The organism is Methylobacterium sp. NMS14P, from assembly GCF_028583545.1.
Taxonomy (GTDB): domain Bacteria; phylum Pseudomonadota; class Alphaproteobacteria; order Rhizobiales; family Beijerinckiaceae; genus Methylobacterium.
This window is the reverse complement of sequence record NZ_CP087106.1, coordinates 3,859,209-3,874,513: the sequence shown is the minus strand read 5'-3', so window position 1 is coordinate 3,874,513 and position 15,305 is coordinate 3,859,209. Positions and strand designations below refer to the sequence as shown.

The 15,305-nt window shown below is 71.9% G+C and carries 15 protein-coding genes; 14 read left to right on the top strand and 1 reads right to left on the bottom strand.

The features are described 5' to 3' along the window. The first annotated feature begins 178 nt into the window (after nt 1-178). From dxs to dxr, 14 genes are all read left to right on the top strand, one after another. Nucleotides 179-2,158: a 1-deoxy-D-xylulose-5-phosphate synthase gene (gene dxs, locus LOK46_RS18380; protein ID WP_273559513.1), complete on the top strand. Its 1,980-nt coding sequence runs from the start codon at nt 179-181 to the stop codon at nt 2,156-2,158. 257 nt (nt 2,159-2,415) lie between these two features. Further along, nucleotides 2,416-3,165, top strand: coding sequence for a pyridoxine 5'-phosphate synthase (locus LOK46_RS18375; RefSeq protein ID WP_273559511.1), 750 nt, complete (start codon nt 2,416-2,418; stop codon nt 3,163-3,165). After that, nucleotides 3,162-3,572 (top strand): holo-ACP synthase, encoded by a 411-nt coding sequence (acpS, locus tag LOK46_RS18370; RefSeq protein ID WP_020092967.1) that lies wholly within the window; start codon nt 3,162-3,164, stop codon nt 3,570-3,572. The genes LOK46_RS18375 and acpS overlap by 4 nt, the downstream gene beginning before the upstream one ends. A 158-nt stretch (nt 3,573-3,730) precedes the next feature. Further along, on the top strand, nt 3,731-4,546 hold the full coding sequence (gene lepB, locus LOK46_RS18365; RefSeq protein ID WP_012320396.1) for a signal peptidase I: 816 nt from the start codon (nt 3,731-3,733) through the stop codon (nt 4,544-4,546). Next, nucleotides 4,543-5,322: a ribonuclease III gene (rnc, locus tag LOK46_RS18360; protein ID WP_273559508.1), complete on the top strand. Its 780-nt coding sequence runs from the start codon at nt 4,543-4,545 to the stop codon at nt 5,320-5,322. The genes lepB and rnc overlap by 4 nt, the downstream gene beginning before the upstream one ends. Continuing rightward, nucleotides 5,319-6,317, top strand: coding sequence for a GTPase Era (gene era, locus LOK46_RS18355; RefSeq protein ID WP_273559507.1), 999 nt, complete (start codon nt 5,319-5,321; stop codon nt 6,315-6,317). Before rnc ends, era begins: the two co-directional genes overlap by 4 nt. 151 nt (nt 6,318-6,468) lie before the next feature. Next, on the top strand, nt 6,469-7,374 hold the full coding sequence (locus LOK46_RS18350; protein ID WP_273559506.1) for a class I SAM-dependent methyltransferase: 906 nt from the start codon (nt 6,469-6,471) through the stop codon (nt 7,372-7,374). A gap of 13 nt (nt 7,375-7,387) precedes the next feature. Further along, nucleotides 7,388-8,128 carry a pseudouridine synthase gene (locus tag LOK46_RS18345; RefSeq protein ID WP_273559504.1) on the top strand — a complete coding sequence of 247 codons (741 nt, stop codon included), beginning with the start codon at nt 7,388-7,390 and terminating at the stop codon, nt 8,126-8,128. A gap of 186 nt (nt 8,129-8,314) precedes the next feature. Continuing rightward, nucleotides 8,315-9,382 (top strand): 30S ribosomal protein S2, encoded by a 1,068-nt coding sequence (locus LOK46_RS18340; protein ID WP_273559502.1) that lies wholly within the window; start codon nt 8,315-8,317, stop codon nt 9,380-9,382. Between the two features lie 118 nt (nt 9,383-9,500). Next, on the top strand, nt 9,501-10,427 hold the full coding sequence (gene tsf / locus LOK46_RS18335; protein WP_273559500.1) for a translation elongation factor Ts: 927 nt from the start codon (nt 9,501-9,503) through the stop codon (nt 10,425-10,427). Between the two features lie 514 nt (nt 10,428-10,941). Beyond that, the gene (pyrH, locus tag LOK46_RS18330) at nt 10,942-11,664 is read left to right on the top strand and encodes a UMP kinase (RefSeq protein ID WP_024829306.1); all 723 of its coding nucleotides are present in this window, start codon (nt 10,942-10,944) and stop codon (nt 11,662-11,664) included. Nucleotides 11,665-11,778: 114 nt separating this feature from the next. Then, entirely contained in the window at nt 11,779-12,342 is a 564-nt protein-coding gene (frr, locus tag LOK46_RS18325) for a ribosome recycling factor (RefSeq protein WP_273559496.1), read from the top strand. Between the two features lie 19 nt (nt 12,343-12,361). Then, nucleotides 12,362-13,219, top strand: coding sequence for a phosphatidate cytidylyltransferase (locus tag LOK46_RS18320; protein ID WP_273559494.1), 858 nt, complete (start codon nt 12,362-12,364; stop codon nt 13,217-13,219). A 19-nt stretch (nt 13,220-13,238) separates the two neighbouring features. After that, nucleotides 13,239-14,417, top strand: coding sequence for a 1-deoxy-D-xylulose-5-phosphate reductoisomerase (gene dxr, locus LOK46_RS18315; RefSeq protein ID WP_273559492.1), 1,179 nt, complete (start codon nt 13,239-13,241; stop codon nt 14,415-14,417). Between the two features lie 115 nt (nt 14,418-14,532). On the opposite strand, the gene LOK46_RS18310 is transcribed toward dxr, so the two are convergent. After that, nucleotides 14,533-15,171 (bottom strand): TetR/AcrR family transcriptional regulator, encoded by a 639-nt coding sequence (locus LOK46_RS18310; protein WP_273564628.1) that lies wholly within the window; start codon nt 15,169-15,171, stop codon nt 14,533-14,535. Between the last annotated feature and the right edge of the window lie 134 nt (nt 15,172-15,305).

Genomic DNA, 15,305 nt, shown 5'->3' with positions numbered 1-15,305 from the left:
GGCACGTGATTGAAAAAAACGCCGGCCTGACATTGATCGCGCCGCCGTTCGTCCGTAACTGGCACTATCATGACAGCGACGGACGGGCGGGTTCTAGCATGAACGCGCGCCCCCGGGCTGCTGGCGTCGCGGTTGCCGAGGGCCCGTGACGGAGCCGTCGCCATACTCGAACGAACGGATGCGAGCATTGGCACTCTCCCCTGAGCAATTGGCGTTGCTGGACCGCGTTCCGTCTCCTTCGGCGCTGCGGCGTCTTCCGGAGTCGGATCTTCAGGCTGTGGCGGACGCGGTGCGCGCCGAGATGATCGACGCGGTCTCGATCACCGGCGGCCATCTCGGCTCGGGGCTCGGCGTGGTCGAGCTGACGGTGGCGCTGCACCACGTGTTCGACACCCCCGACGACCGCATCGTCTGGGACGTCGGCCACCAGTGCTACCCGCACAAGATCCTCACCGAGCGCCGCGACCGCATCCGCACGCTGCGCCAGGGCGGCGGCCTGTCGGGCTTCACCAAGCGGAGCGAGAGCGTCTACGACCCCTTCGGCGCCGCCCACTCCTCCACGTCGATCTCGGCAGCCCTCGGCATGGCGGTCGCCCGCGACCTCGACAACGCCACCGCCAAGCAGAAGAACCGCCCGCTCAAGCGCCGCAACGCCATCGCGGTCATCGGCGACGGCTCGATGTCGGCCGGCATGGCCTACGAGGCCCTCAACAACGCCGGCGCCCTGCACTCGCGCCTGATCGTCATCCTCAACGACAACGACATGTCGATCGCGCCCCCCGTCGGCGCCATGTCGGCCTACCTCGCGCGCCTCGCCTCGGGCGGCGCCTACCAGTCCCTGCGCGAGACCGCCAAGCAGCTCGGCAAGCTCCTGCCCAAGGCGCTCTACCAGCGCGCCGCCGCGGCCGAGGAGTACGCCCGCTCGCTGGTGGTCGGCGGCGGCACCATGTTCGAGGAGATGGGCTTCCACTACGTCGGCCCGGTCGACGGGCACAACCTCGACCACCTGCTGCCGGTACTCAAGAACGTCCGCGACGCCGAGCACGGCCCGATCCTGCTCCACGTCGTCACCCAGAAGGGCAAGGGCTACGCGCCGGCCGAGGCCAGCGCCGACCGCTACCACGGCGTGGTCAAGTTCGACGTGGTCTCGGGCGTCCAGGCCAAGGCCAAGCCGAACGCGCCGGCCTACACGCGGGTGTTCGGCGAGAGCCTGATCAAGGCGGCCGACGCCGACGACAAGGTCGTGGCGATCACCGCGGCGATGCCGGGGGGCACCGGCATCGACCTGTTCGGCAAGGCGCACCCGGACAAGACCTTCGACGTCGGCATCGCCGAGCAGCACGCGGTGACGTTCGCGGGCGGCCTGGCGACCGAGGGCTACCGGCCGTTCGTGGCGATCTACTCGACCTTCCTGCAGCGGGCCTACGACCAGGTCGTGCACGACGTGGCGCTGCAGAACCTGCCCGTGCGGTTCTGCCTGGACCGGGCGGGCCTGGTCGGCGCCGACGGGGCGACGCACGCGGGCGCGTTCGACCTGGCCTACCTGTGCTGCCTGCCGAACATGACCGTGATGGCGGCCTCCGACGAGGCCGAGCTGGTGCACATGGTGGCGACGGCGCACGCGCACGACACGGGCCCGATCGCGCTGCGCTACCCGCGCGGCGAGGGTGTCGGCGTCGAGCTTCCGGAGCGGGGCGAGGCGCTGGCGATCGGCAAGGGCCGGGTGGTGCGGCGGGACGCGGAGGCGCGGGTGGCGCTCCTGTCGCTCGGCACGCGTCTGTCGGAGGCCTTGAAGGCGGCCGACACGCTGGCGGAGCAGGGCGTGGCGGTGACGGTGGCGGACGCGCGGTTCGCCAAGCCGCTGGACGAGGCGCTGATCCTGGATCTGGCGCGCGACCACGAGGTTCTGCTGACGATCGAGGAGGGCTCGCGGGGCGGGTTCGGCGCGATGGTGCTGCACCTGCTGGCGGAGCGGGGCGCTCTGGACGCGGGCGGCGTGCGGGTGCGGACGCTGACGCTGCCGGACAGCTACCAGGACCACGACAGCCCCGAGAAGATGTACGCCGAGGCCGGACTCGACGCCAAGACCATCGTCAGGACCGCCCTCGACACGTTGCCCGAGCGGAAGGACAGCCGGTCGCGCCTGCGGCTCGCCTGACCGGGAGGGCCGCTCCGGCCCTCCGGAACAGCGGGAAGGCCGCCGGCCGTCGGAGTCCTCCCGCGTCCCAATGGTGGCGTCGCCGGCCCGGGCGGCGCCCGGTCACGCGGGACGAACCGTGAGGCCCCAGGCCCCGGCCGTCTTGCCGGCGCGCGCGATCCTCCGCATATCGCCGGCACGGGGTGAGGGCGTGCCGCGCCTTCCGAACCCCGCCGGTATGCCTGTCGCACCGCGCCGACACGGGGACGAACGAGCGGATGACCTCCGAGAACCTGCGCCTGGGCGTCAACATCGATCACGTCGCGACCGTCCGCAACGCCCGCGGCGGCGACTACCCGGACCCGGTGCGGGCGGCCCTCCTCGCCGTCGAGGCGGGCGCCGACGGGATCACCGCGCATCTCCGCGAGGACCGGCGCCACATCCGCGACACCGACATCGCGGCGCTCAAGCGCGGCCTGTCCGTGCCGCTCAATTTCGAGATGGCCGCCACCGACGAGATGGTGGCGATCGCGCTGGCCACCCGCCCGCACGCCGCCTGCCTCGTCCCGGAGAAGCGCGAGGAGCGCACCACCGAGGGCGGCCTCGACATCGTCGGCGGCCGCGCGCACCTGGCGCCGCGCATCCGCGCCCTCGCGGAGGCCGGCATCCGCGTCTCGCTGTTCGTCGAGCCCGAGCCCGCCGTCATGGACGCCGCCCGCGCCCTCGGGGCGCCCGTGGTCGAGCTGCACACCGGCAGCTACTGCGAGGCGGCGCTGGAGGACGACGACGCCCGGACCGCGCACGAGCTCGCCCGCATCCGGCGCGCGGCGGAGCACGGGGCCGGCCTCGGCCTCGAGATCCACGCGGGCCACGGGCTGACCCTGGGCAGCGTCGGGGCGGTGGCGGCCCTGCCGCAGATCCGGGAGCTGAACATCGGCCACTCGCTGATCGCCGACGCGATCTTCGTGGGGCTCGACCGGGCGGTGCGCGACATGCGGGCCGCCATGGACCGGGCGCGGCAGCCATGATCGTCGGGATCGGCTCGGATCTCTGCGACATCCGCCGGATCGCCCGGACCCTGGAGCGGCACGGCGAGCGCTTCACCCACCGGGTCTTCACCGACGGGGAGCGCGCCCGCTGCGACCGGCGGGCCGCCCGCGCCGAGGGCTACGCCCGCCGCTTCGCCGCCAAGGAGGCCTGCGCCAAGGCGCTCGGTACCGGCCTCAGCGCCGGCGTGTTCTGGCGCGACATGGAGGTTGTGAACCTGCCCTCCGGGCAGCCGACCCTCCGGCTCGCGGGCGGCGCCGCGGAGCGGCTCGCGGAGCTCCTGCCGGCGGGGCACGCGGCGCGGCTCCACGTGAGCCTCACGGACGATCCGCCGATGGCGCAAGCCTTCGTGATCATTGAGGCCTTGCCGGTCCCTGTCGCCGGTTGAGGCCGCCGTCGCGGATTAGCCAGCGGCGGTCGCGCGTTGCGGGGGGCTCGCGCATGGTCTAGACCGCCGGTCACGGCGGACACGATTGCGGCGCATTCCTCGGGACAACCGCACATCAGGCCGCGCGCGGCGGGGCCGCGCCCCGCTGATCGCTGGCGATGCACCTCAACCGAAGACGGAACGCGCGCGTGGATTACGACGGCAAGCCGCTCAGGAAACCTGCCGAGACCGGCACCTGGGCCAGCATCCGCGAGACGCTGAAGGTCGGCATCCAGGCGCTGCTGATCGCCCTGGTGGTGCGGACGCTGCTGTTCCAGCCGTTCAACATCCCGTCCGGCTCGCTGGTCCCGACCCTGCTGATCGGCGACTACCTGTTCGTGTCGAAATATTCCTACGGCTATTCCAAGTACTCGCTGCCGCTTTCGGAATACATTCCGATCCAGGCCGACGGCCGGATCTGGGGCGCCGACCCGAAGCGCGGCGACATCGCGGTGTTCAAGCTGCCCAAGGACAACTCGACCGACTACATCAAGCGCGTGATCGGCCTGCCGGGCGACAAGATCCAGATGATCGACGGCGTGCTCAACATCAACGGCAAGGCGGTCAAGCGCGAGCGGATCGCCGACTACGAGACCACCGACCCCTACGGCCAGCCGACCAAGGTGCCGCAGTACCTGGAGACCCTGCCCAACGGCGTGGTCCACCGGGTGATCGAGCGCGACGGCGACAACGGCTTCTGGGACAAGACCGAGCTGTACACGGTCCCGCCCGGTCACTTTTTCATGATGGGCGACAACCGCGACAACTCCACCGATTCGCGCGATCTCGCCAATGTCGGCTACGTGCCCTTCGCCAACCTGGTCGGGCGCGCCGAGATGATCTTCTTCTCGATCGACGAGGGCACGCCGGCGTGGCAGGTCTGGAACTGGCCGGCCCACGTGCGCTGGTCGCGCCTGTTCACGACGATCCATTGACCGGCCCGGACTTGGACGACGCGGCGCAGCCCCGGGCCAACGCCCGATCCCGGCGGGCCCACAAGCCGCGCCCGCCCCTGACCGCGCTCGAGGATCGGATCGGGCACAGCTTCGGCGATCAGGACCTGCTCACCCGCGCGCTGACCCACACCAGCAAGGCGAGCGGCCGCGGCGGCAGCTACCAGCGCCTGGAATTCCTCGGCGACCGCGTGCTCGGGCTCGCGGTCGCCGACCGCCTCTACGGCGCCTTCCCGGAGGCCGACGAGGGCGACCTATCCCGGCGCCTGGCCGCCCTCGTCCGGCGCGAGACCTGCGCGGCCGTGGCCGCCTCCTGGGAGGTCGGCCCGCACCTGATCCTCGGCCAGGGCGAGGTCATGGGCGGCGGCCGGCGCAACCAGACGATCCTGGCCGACGTCTGCGAGGCGATCCTGGGTGCGATCTACCTCGATGCCGGGTTCGACGCCGCCCGGGCGGTGGTCGAGACGCATTTCCGCCCCGGCGAGCCGACCGCGGCGGCCCGGGGCCGCGACGCCAAATCCGCCCTGCAGGAATGGGCCATGGGCCGCGGCCTCCCGATCCCCACCTATGAGGTGGTGGAGCGGACCGGTCCCGACCACGCGCCCCGGTTCCGCATCGCCGTGCAGGTCCAGGGCCTCGAGCCCGGCCTCGGTGACGGCACGTCGAAGCGGATCGCCGAGCAGGCCGCCGCCCGGGCGCTGATGGAGCGGGAGGGGATCGGGGCCTCCGCGGACGCGGAGCCGACGGAGACAGCATGAGCGCGCACGAGCAGGACGATCACGACGAGCAGGACGGGCCCGACACCAAGCCGGTCCGGGAACCCGCGCGCGACCCGTCCACCCTTCCCGGCACGCCCGCCGACGCCCGGGCCGGCTTCGTCGCGCTGATCGGCGTGCCGAATGCCGGCAAGTCGACCTTGCTCAACAACCTCGTCGGCACCAAGGTCTCGATCGTCTCGCGCAAGGTGCAGACGACCCGGGCCCTGGTGCGAGGGATCCTCATCGAGGGCTCGGCCCAGGTCGTGCTGGTCGACACCCCCGGCATCTTCGCGCCCAAGCGCCGCCTCGACCGCGCGATGGTGCACTCGGCCTGGAGCGGCGCCTCAGACGCCGACGCCGTCTGCCTGCTGGTCGACGCGCGCAAGGGTGTCGACGCCGAGGTGGAGGCGGTGCTCGGCCGGCTCGGCGAGGTGAGGCGCGAGAAGCTGCTGATCCTCAACAAGATCGACCTGATCCCGCGCGAGCGGCTGCTCGATCTCGCCGCCAAGCTCAACGCCGCCGCGCCCTTCGCCGAGACCTTCATGATCTCGGCGCTGAACGGCGACGGCGTCGCCGACCTGCGCCGGGCGCTGGCCGCCCGCATGCCGCCGGGGCCCTGGCTCTATCCGGAGGATCAGGTCTCGGACGCGCCCCTGCGCATGCTCGCCGCCGAGATCACCCGCGAGAAGATCTACGACCGGTTGCACGAGGAGCTGCCCTACCGCTCCACGGTCGAGACCGACCAGTGGCAGATCCGGCCCGACGGCTCGGTGCGGATCGAGCAGACGATCTTCGTCGAGCGGGAGAGCCAGCGCTCGATCGTGCTCGGCAAGGGCGGCCAGACCATCCGGTCGATCGGGCAGGCGGCCCGGATCGAGATCGCCGAGGCGGCCGACGCCAAGGTCCACCTGTTCCTGCACGTGAAGGTGCGGGAGAACTGGGCCGACGATCCGGCGCGCTACCGCGAGATGGGCCTGGAATTCCCGCGGGGCTGACGCGCCGGGTCGCCCATGGGAGGCTGGGCTTCCCGGGCGGTTCCGGTATAAACGCGGTGTTCCCCCCGGATGAACCGAGTCGGGCGCGGGTTTACCCCGCTCCGCCGCGGATTCGCGTTCCGGATTCGGCACTCCAAATCCCGAATTGTCTATGCGCCATGCCGTCTACGGCCTGCCGCCGGTGGACCTCGCCGAGGTCCCGGGCGACGCCGTCCAGCTCTCCCCATTGATCCCCGGCGCCGCGCGGCTGGAGGATCTGTCCGAGAACAGCCTCGACGCGGCCACCGTCCTGGCGCCGCCCGGGACGGTCGAGCGGCGCTACGTGCTGGCTCAGGTGCTGCGCGCCCTCGGGCCGGGCGGGCGCATGGTCGCCCTGGCGCCGAAGGATCGCGGCGGCACACGCCTCGCCAAGGAGCTGACGACCTTCGGCTGCGCGGCCGCGGACCAGCCGCGCCGGCACCACCGGATCTGCACGGCGGAGCGGCCGACGGCGCCGGCCGGCCTCGCCGAGGCGATCGACGAGGGCGGCCCGCGCCACGTCGACAACCTCGCCCTGTGCACGCAGCCCGGCATCTTCTCGTGGGACCGACTCGATCCCGGCACGGCGCTGCTCCTGGCGAACCTCCCGACCCTCAAGGGCCGCGGCGCCGATTTCGGCTGCGGCCTCGGGGTCCTGTCGCGGGCCGTCCTGGGCTCCGAGGCCGTGACCGCCCTGACCCTGCTGGAGATCGACCGGCGCGCCGTCGAGATGGCGCGCCGCAACGTCGCCGACCCGCGCGCGACGATTCTCTGGGCGGATATCCGGGCGTCCGGCGCCGTGCCGGAGAACCTCGACTTCGTCGTCACGAACCCGCCGTTCCACGAGGGGGGAAGCGAGGATCAGGCCCTCGGCCGGGCGTTCATCGCGCGGGCCGCCGAGGCCCTGCGCCCCGGGGGAGCGCTGTGGCTCGTGGCCAACGCGCACCTGCCCTACGAGGCGAGCCTGCGCGCGGCGTTCCGGCACGTCGCGGTGGCCGTCCAGGCGAGCGGCTACCGGGTCTACGAGGCCCGCCGGTGAGCGCGCGGCGGTCATGAGCGCCGGGAGATCCGTCCGCCTGGACAAGCTCCTCGCCAATCTCGGCTACGGCTCGCGCCGCGAGATCCAGGCCCTCGCCCGCGCCGGTGCGATCCGCCTCGACGGCGCGGAGCTCGCGGATGCCGGCGACCGGATCGCCCTCGCCCCGGATTTGCCGGCGTGCCTCACGATCGACGGCGAGTCCCTCGACCCGCTCCCCGGCCTGTGCCTGATGCTGCACAAGCCGCTGGGCGTGACCTGCTCCCACAAGGAGGCCGGCCCGCTGGTCTACGGGCTGCTGCCCGAGCGCTGGCGCCGCCGCGACCCGCCGCTGTCCACGGTGGGGCGCCTCGACAAGGAGACCTCGGGCCTGCTGCTGCTGACCGACGACGGGGCGCTCCTGCACCGGATCATCAGCCCGAAGGCCCAGGTGGCGAAGCGCTACCGCGTGACCCTCGACCGGCCGCTGACCGGCCGCGAGGCGGAGGTGTTCGCCTCGGGCACGCTCGTGCTGGAGGGCGAGGAGCGCCCGCTCCTGCCGGTGCGGCTCGACGTCGAGGATGCCACGCGCTGCGCGGTGACGCTGACCGAGGGCCGGTACCACCAGGTCCGCCGGATGTTCGCCGCGGTCGGCAACCACGTCGCGGCGCTGCACCGGGATCGGGTCGGCGGTCTCGCTCTGCCGGCGGACCTGCCGGCGGGGGCGTACCGGGTGATGACGGCCGACGACGTGGCGGCGGTGTTCGCGGGCGGGTGATCCGGGCCACGGTCCCGAGCCCGGTCCAGCGCCGCACCTTGCCTTCGGACCCGCCCTCTGCTAAGCGCCCGCCCATCCCACACGCGGAGCCGGCCTCATGCCTGAATGAGGCGTTTCCGGTGGTCGTCCGAGGTCTCGGCCGGCCGCATCCCTCCGCGGCGGATATAACCGGAGAGCACGAAAAACATGGCCGTCGATTTCTCTATGCGTCAGCTCCTCGAGGCGGGCGCCCATTTCGGTCACCAGTCGCACCGCTGGAACCCGAAGATGCAGCCGTACATCTTCGGCACCCGCAACAACATCCACATCATTGACCTCGCCCAGACCGTGCCGGCGCTGCACCAGGCGCTGCAGGCGGTGAGCGACACCGTCGCCAAGGGCGGCCGCGTGCTGTTCGTCGGCACCAAGCGCCAGGCGGCCGACACGATCGCCGAGGCGGCCAAGCGCTCGGCCCAGTACTACGTCAACTCCCGCTGGCTGGGCGGCATGCTCACCAACTGGAAGACCATCTCGGGCTCGATCTCGCGCCTGCGGAAGGTCAGCGAGACGCTGGAGACCGGCGGCCCGGGCCTGACCAAGAAGGAGCGCCTGATGCTCTCCCGTGAGAAGGAGAAGCTCGAGAAGGCGCTCGGCGGCATCAAGGACATGGGCGGCGTGCCGGACCTGCTGTTCGTGATCGACACCAACAAGGAGCAGCTGGCGATCAAGGAGGCGAACCGCCTCGGCATCCCGGTCGCCGCCATCGTCGACACCAACTGCAACCCGGACGGCATCAGCTACATCGTCCCGGCCAACGACGACGCCGGCCGCGCGATCGCGCTGTACTGCGACCTGATCGCCAAGGCCGCCATCGACGGCATCTCGCGCGCCCAGGGCTCGTCGGGCATGGATATCGGCGCCTCCGAGGAGCCGATGGCCGAGGAGCTGCCGGCGAACGACGACGCGGCCGTCACGGTCGAGTCCGACGCCCTCGACCCGGCCGACGTGGCGATGCTCGCCGAGTCGACCGAGCACTTCGAGCTGCTCGCCGCCCCGCGCGGCGCGCCGGACGACCTGACCAAGCTCAACGGCGCCGGCCCGCAGATCGTGCAGAAGCTCAACGACGCCGGCATCTACCACTACTGGCAGCTCGCCGCGATGACCGCCGAGGACGTCGCCAAGGTCGATGCCGACCTCAAGCTCAACGGCCGCATCGACCGCGATTCGTGGGTCTCGCAGGCCCGCGGCTTCGTCGAGGCCGCCGCCGCGGCCTGATCCATCGGGACTCCGCGACGGCACCGTCATCGGGCCGTCGCGGTTCCAGGCATACCGGGCCCGGCCGCTCACCCGCGCGCCGGGCCTCTCGCATCCAGACCACACGAAAGGGACCGCCATGGCCAACATCACCGCCGCGATGGTGAAGGAGCTCCGGGAGAAGACCGGCGCCGGCATGATGGACTGCAAGGGCGCGCTCAACGAGACGCAGGGCGACATCGAGGCCGCCGTCGACTGGCTGCGCAAGAAGGGTCTCGCCAAGGCCGCCAAGAAGGCCGGCCGCGTCGCCGCCGAGGGCCTCGTCGCCGTCGAGTCCGCCGGCCGCCACGCCGCCGTGGTCGAGGTGAACTCCGAGACCGACTTCGTCGCCCGCAACGACGCCTTCCAGGCCTTCGCCCGCGAGGCCGCCAAGATCGCCCTGAACACCGACGGCACGCTCGAGGGCCTCCAGGCGGCCCATTTCCCGGGCGCCGCCGAGACCGTCTCGGAGAAGCTGCAGGCCCTGATCGCCACCATCGGCGAGAACATGAACCTGCGCCGGGTGACCAAGCTCGAGGTCAAGAAGGGCGTCATCGCCTCCTACGTGCACAACCAGATCTCCGAGGGCCTCGGCAAGATCGGCGTGCTCGTGGCGCTCGAGTCCGAGGGCGACGTCGACGCGCTCTCGGCGCTGGGCCGCCAGATCGCCATGCACATCGCGGCGACCAACCCGGTGGCGCTGGACGCCTCGGGCGTCGACGCCGCCACGGTGGAGCGCGAGTCGAACATCCTGCGCGAGAAGAACGCCGGCAAGCCGGACCACGTCCTCGCCAAGATCATCGAGAGCGGCCTGAAGAGCTACTACAAGGAGGTCACCCTCCTCGAGCAGCCCTTCGTGCACGACGGCTCGAAGACGGTGAGCCAGGTCCTCAAGGAGGCCGGCTCCAAGGTCGGCGGTCCCGTGACCCTGACGGGCTTCGTCCGCTACGCGCTGGGCGACGGCATCGAGAAGGAAGAGGGTCTGGACTTCGCCACCGAGGTCGCCCAGCAGGCCGGCCGCGCCTGAGACCGACCGCGAACGCCCGGTTTGCCGGGCCGTCATCGTGAGATCAGCCCCGTCCGGCACGAGCCGGGCGGGGCTTCGCGTTCTCGGGGTCATCAAATCAATCCACGCCGGGCCGTGTTGCGCCGCACACCCCGCTGTGCGGCGCCGCGCTAAGTTCCCGGCATGGCTCTGAAACCCTTCTCCTACCTGATGATCGGCGTGTTCGCCTCCGGCCTCGCCATGACCGTCTTCGGCGCCGTCGGCGTCCTGGCCGGCAGCTGAGAACGGGCGCCGGCGCGGCGGGTCGCCGTCGCGCCGGCGTCGCATCGACCCGGGGCCCGCCGGTCCGGACCCGGACCGCGCCGGCGGCGCAGACCTCCTTCCCGGGCGCACGTCTCTCGCACGTCTCTCGCGCGTCGGTAGCATTTCGACCCACGATCCCCGCCGGATCGGTGCCGGGCCTCTCGACGGCGCTCGGGCGGTTGACGTAGAAGCCTCCCCGCTTGCGCGATGCGGGATGGAGCCGGGGGCCCAGATGCCGGAGACGACGCCGTTTCGCCGTATCCTTGTGAAACTGTCGGGTGAGGCGCTCGCCGCTCCGGACGGCTACTGGTTGCATCCGCCGACGCTGGCGGCGCTCGCCGAGGACATCGCCCGCACGATCGAGGCGGGCGCCGAGATCGCCATCGTGGTGGGCGGCGGCAACATGATCCGCGGGGCGCGGATCTCCGCGGCCGGCTGGATCGACCGGGCGACCGGGGATTCGCTCGGCATGATGGCCACGGTCATGAACTCGCTGGCGATCGAGACGGCGCTCAACGCCGCGGGCGTCCAGGCGCGGACCATGTCGGCGGTGTCGATGCCGACCATCTGCGAGACCTACGCCCGCCAGCCGGCGCTGCACCATCTGGACAAGGGCCAGGTGGTCGTCCTCGCGGGCGGCACCGGCAACCCGTTCTTCACCACCGACACCGCCGCGGTGCTGCGCGCCGCCGAGCTGCGCTGCGACGCGGTCCTCAAGGCGACGCAGGTGGACGGCGTCTACTCGGCCGATCCGAAGAAGGATCCGAGCGCCACGCGCTACGACCGCATCACCCACGACGAGGCGATCGCCCGCGACCTCAAGGTGATGGACACCGCCGCCTTCGCCCTGGCCCGCGAGAGCCGCCTGTCGATCGTGGTCGGGTCGCTCCACCCGCCGAGCTCGATCGCCGCGATCCTGTCGGGCGACGCGCCCTCGACCCTCGTGGCGCCCTGACGCGCGGCGGGATCGGGGCCGCGACCGTTTGCGGCCCTGAAAAAATTCGTCCATTGAGGCCGCGACTGCCCGCGCCGGGCTCAAGACCACGTCAGACGTCTCGGGACGACCCTCATGGCCACACCGGAATTCGATCTCAACGACATCAAGCGCCGCATGCAGGGCGCTGTGTCCTCACTCTCGAAGGATCTCGGCTCGCTGCGCACCGGGCGCGCCACGCCGTCGCTCCTCGACCCGATCCAGGTCGACGCCTACGGCTCGCTGATGCCGATGGCCCAGGTCGCCACCGTCAGCGTGCCGGAGCCCCGGCTCCTGTCGATCTCGGTCTGGGACCGCAGCATGGTCACGGCCGTCGAGAAGGCGATCCGCGAATCCGACCTCGGCCTCAACCCGCAGACCGAGGGACAGACCATCCGGCTCCGCATCCCCGAGATGAACGAGCAGCGCCGCAAAGAGATGGTCAAGGTCGCCCACAAGTACACCGAGGAGGCCCGCGTCGCCGTGCGCCACGTGCGCCGGGACGGCCTCGACCACCTCAAGAAGCTCCTGAAGGACAGCGCCATCTCGGAGGATGACGAGAAGCGTCAGGCCACCGACGTTCAGAAGGCGACCGACCAGTACATCGCCGAGATCGACGGCGTGCTGGCGTCCAAGGAGAAGGAGATCATGCAGGTCTGAGGCGAAGGATGCGACGCGCGTGACCTCCGCCGCCGCACCGGCCGCGCGTCCCTCGGGGCGGCGCGAGCTGTGGCTGCGCGTCGCGTCGGGCCTCGTGCTCGGGGCCGGCGTGCTGGCCGCGCTGGTCTATGGCGGCTGGCCCTTCGCGGGGATCTGGCTCGCCGCCGGCATCGTCGGCTTCGCCGAGTGGATGGTGATGAGCCGCACCGAGCCCCGCGAGGTGCTGATCGCGCTGGGCGCGGCGACGCTCGGCGCCCTGCTGCTCTGCCAGCGCGGCGGCGCGCCGACGCCGGCCTGCCTCGCGGTCCTGCTGCTCGGCGCCGCGGCCTGCGCCACGGTGGCCCGGACCGGCCGGGGGCGGCTCCGCGCCTTCCTCGGCGTGCTCGGTGCGGCGGCGATCGCCGCGGTGCCGGTGGCCCTGCGCGACGATCCCGCCATCGGCCTCGTCGGGCCGGCCTGGATGTTCGCGGTGGTCTGGTCCACCGACATCACGGCCTACTTCGCCGGCCGGAAGATCGGCGGCCCCAAGCTGATGCCCCGGGTCTCGCCCAACAAGACGTGGTCGGGCGCCCTCGGCGGCCTCGCCGGCGCGGTCGCCGCCGGGACGCTGGTGCCGGTCGTCGCCGACCTCGCCGGCATGACTCTGCCCAGCGCCGCCTCCCTCCCGGTGGTGGCGGGCGTGAGCGCGCTCGCCTCGGTCCTGAGCCAGGCGGGCGACCTGATCGAGTCCGGCCTGAAGCGCCACTACGGCGTCAAGGATTCCGGGAAGATCATCCCCGGCCATGGCGGCGTCATGGACCGGCTCGACGGATTCTTCGCGGTCGCCGTGCTGGCGGCCGTCTATCTCGCCCTGCGCGGGGGCGGTCTGATCACGTGACGATGAGGGAGTTGAACCCGTGACCCAGGTCGTCACCGTCTTCGGCGCCACCGGCTCGATCGGCCGCTCCACCGCCGACCTCCTGGCCCAGCACGCCGACCGGTTCCGCGTCGGCGCCCTGGTCGGCGGCAAGGATCCCGTCGCCCTGGCCAAGGTCGCCCGCGAGCTCAACGCCTCCTTCGCGGCGCTCGCCGACGAGGCCGCCGGCCCGGCGCTGGCCGAGGCCCTGTCGGGCTCCGGCATCCCGAGCGGGGCGGGGGAGGCGGCCGTCATGGAGGCCGCCGCCCGCGACGCCGACATCGTCGTGGCGGCCGTGAGCGGGGCGGCCGGGCTGAGATCGACCCACGCGGCCCTTCGGCTCGGCCGGAAGGTCGCGCTGGCCAACAAGGAGAGCCTCGTCTGCGCCGGCGACGCCTTCATGCGCGACGCCGCCCGCTACGGCGCCACGATCCTGCCGATGGATTCCGAGCACGACGCGCTGAGCCAGGCGCTGGCCGGCCGGCCGCTCGCCGACGTCCGCACCATGATGATCACGGCCTCGGGCGGCCCGTTCCGGACCTGGACCCGCGAGCGGATCGCCGCCGCCTCCGCGGCCGAGGCCGCCGCCCACCCGACCTGGTCGATGGGCATGAAGATCAACATCGATTCGGCGAGCCTGATGAACAAGGGGCTCGAGCTGATCGAGGCGCACCACCTGTTCGGCATCGAGCCCGAGCGCCTGGACGTGGTCGTGCACCCGCAATCGGTGATCCACGGCATGGTCTACTGGCTCGACGGCGCGGTGACCGCCGAGCTGGCACTGCCCGACATGCGCGTGCCGATCTCGCACTGCCTCGGCCTCGGCGACCGGCTGACCATCGAGCGGGGCCGGCCCCTCGACCTCGTGAAGCTCGGTTCGCTGACCTTCGAGGCCGCGGACGAGGCGCGTTTCCCGTGCCTGCGGATCGCCCGCGCGGCCCTGGCCGCCGGCGGCGCGGCGCCCACCGTGATGAACGCCGCCAACGAGATCGCGGTGGCGGCGTTCATCGCCGGCCGGATCGGCTTCTACGGGATCAGCGATCTGGTCGAGCGCGCCTGCACCCACTTCGCCGGGCAGTACCGGGCCGCGCCGGCCGACGTCGACGAGGCGCTCGCCATCGACGCCCATGTGCGGATCTGGAGCGCCGAGGCCCTGCCGGAGCTGCGCGCCGCCGGCTGAACCCGGTCATTGCGAGCGCAGCGAAGCAATCCAGCGACGCCACGCTCGCAGAATGTCGCGCCGCCCTGGGTTGCTTCGCTGCGCTCGCAACGACGTTTCCCGCCGGAGCTGCGCCTCAGCGCGCGGGGCCGTACCCGGCCAGGAACACCCGCACCGCCTCGTCGACCTGATGGCGCATCTCGGCCTCGCCGGCGATGCCGCCTGCCGCGAACAGCAGGCGGGTCAGCAGACCTGCCTGGCAGAGGTGCAGGAAGTGCCGGGCCGCGAGCTCGGTGTCGGCGATCGTCAGGCGACCCGCCTGGACCTGCGCGTCGAGGTAGCGCGAGAGGCGCTCGACGCCGCAGGCCGGACCGGCCTGGTAGTAGACCTGCCCGAAGCGCGGAAACTTCTCGCTCGCGCCGATGACCATGCGGACCAGCGAGACGTGCGCCGGACGGCACATCTCGGTCAGGAAGCTGCTTCCCAGCCGGGTGAGGACGCCCGGCACGTCGGGATCGTCCGCGTCGAGGGTGAACAGAGCCTCGGCGAGGCTGGCCTTCTCCTGGATGGCCAGCGCCTCGAACAGATCCTCCTTGTTCTCGAAGTATACGTAGAGCGTGCCCTTGGAGACGCCGGCTGCGCGGGCGATCTCGCCCATGCTCGCGCCGTCGAACCCCGCGGCCAGGAACACCGTCCGCGCGCCCTCGAGGATCTGCTGCCGCTTGTCGCCCTCGTGCTGGGCCTGACCCCGCTCCAGCACCGCACCCTGAGCCATCATCCCGCTCCGCACCGTGACACCGTCACGCTTGACCGAACCGTTCGGTCAAAATAACCTGCGGCTTCTTCGGGGGCGCGTCAAGCCGTGCCTCGTTATTGACCGAACGGTTCGGTCATTGATGTCGAGGCGCT

What these genes read in the sequence shown, in the direction of transcription:
- dxs (WP_273559513.1), top strand. Translation starts at nt 179, where the DNA reads ATGCGAGCATTGGCACTCTCCCCTGAGCAATTGGCGTTGCTGGACCGC.
- LOK46_RS18375 (WP_273559511.1), top strand. Translation starts at nt 2,416, where the DNA reads ATGACCTCCGAGAACCTGCGCCTGGGCGTCAACATCGATCACGTCGCG.
- acpS (WP_020092967.1), top strand. Translation starts at nt 3,162, where the DNA reads ATGATCGTCGGGATCGGCTCGGATCTCTGCGACATCCGCCGGATCGCC.
- lepB (WP_012320396.1), top strand. Translation starts at nt 3,731, where the DNA reads ATGCACCTCAACCGAAGACGGAACGCGCGCGTGGATTACGACGGCAAG.
- era (WP_273559507.1), top strand. Translation starts at nt 5,319, where the DNA reads ATGAGCGCGCACGAGCAGGACGATCACGACGAGCAGGACGGGCCCGAC.
- LOK46_RS18350 (WP_273559506.1), top strand. Translation starts at nt 6,469, where the DNA reads ATGCGCCATGCCGTCTACGGCCTGCCGCCGGTGGACCTCGCCGAGGTC.
- LOK46_RS18345 (WP_273559504.1), top strand. Translation starts at nt 7,388, where the DNA reads ATGAGCGCCGGGAGATCCGTCCGCCTGGACAAGCTCCTCGCCAATCTC.
- LOK46_RS18340 (WP_273559502.1), top strand. Translation starts at nt 8,315, where the DNA reads ATGGCCGTCGATTTCTCTATGCGTCAGCTCCTCGAGGCGGGCGCCCAT.
- tsf (WP_273559500.1), top strand. Translation starts at nt 9,501, where the DNA reads ATGGCCAACATCACCGCCGCGATGGTGAAGGAGCTCCGGGAGAAGACC.
- pyrH (WP_024829306.1), top strand. Translation starts at nt 10,942, where the DNA reads ATGCCGGAGACGACGCCGTTTCGCCGTATCCTTGTGAAACTGTCGGGT.
- frr (WP_273559496.1), top strand. Translation starts at nt 11,779, where the DNA reads ATGGCCACACCGGAATTCGATCTCAACGACATCAAGCGCCGCATGCAG.
- LOK46_RS18310 (WP_273564628.1), bottom strand. Translation starts at nt 15,171, where the DNA reads ATGGCTCAGGGTGCGGTGCTGGAGCGGGGTCAGGCCCAGCACGAGGGC.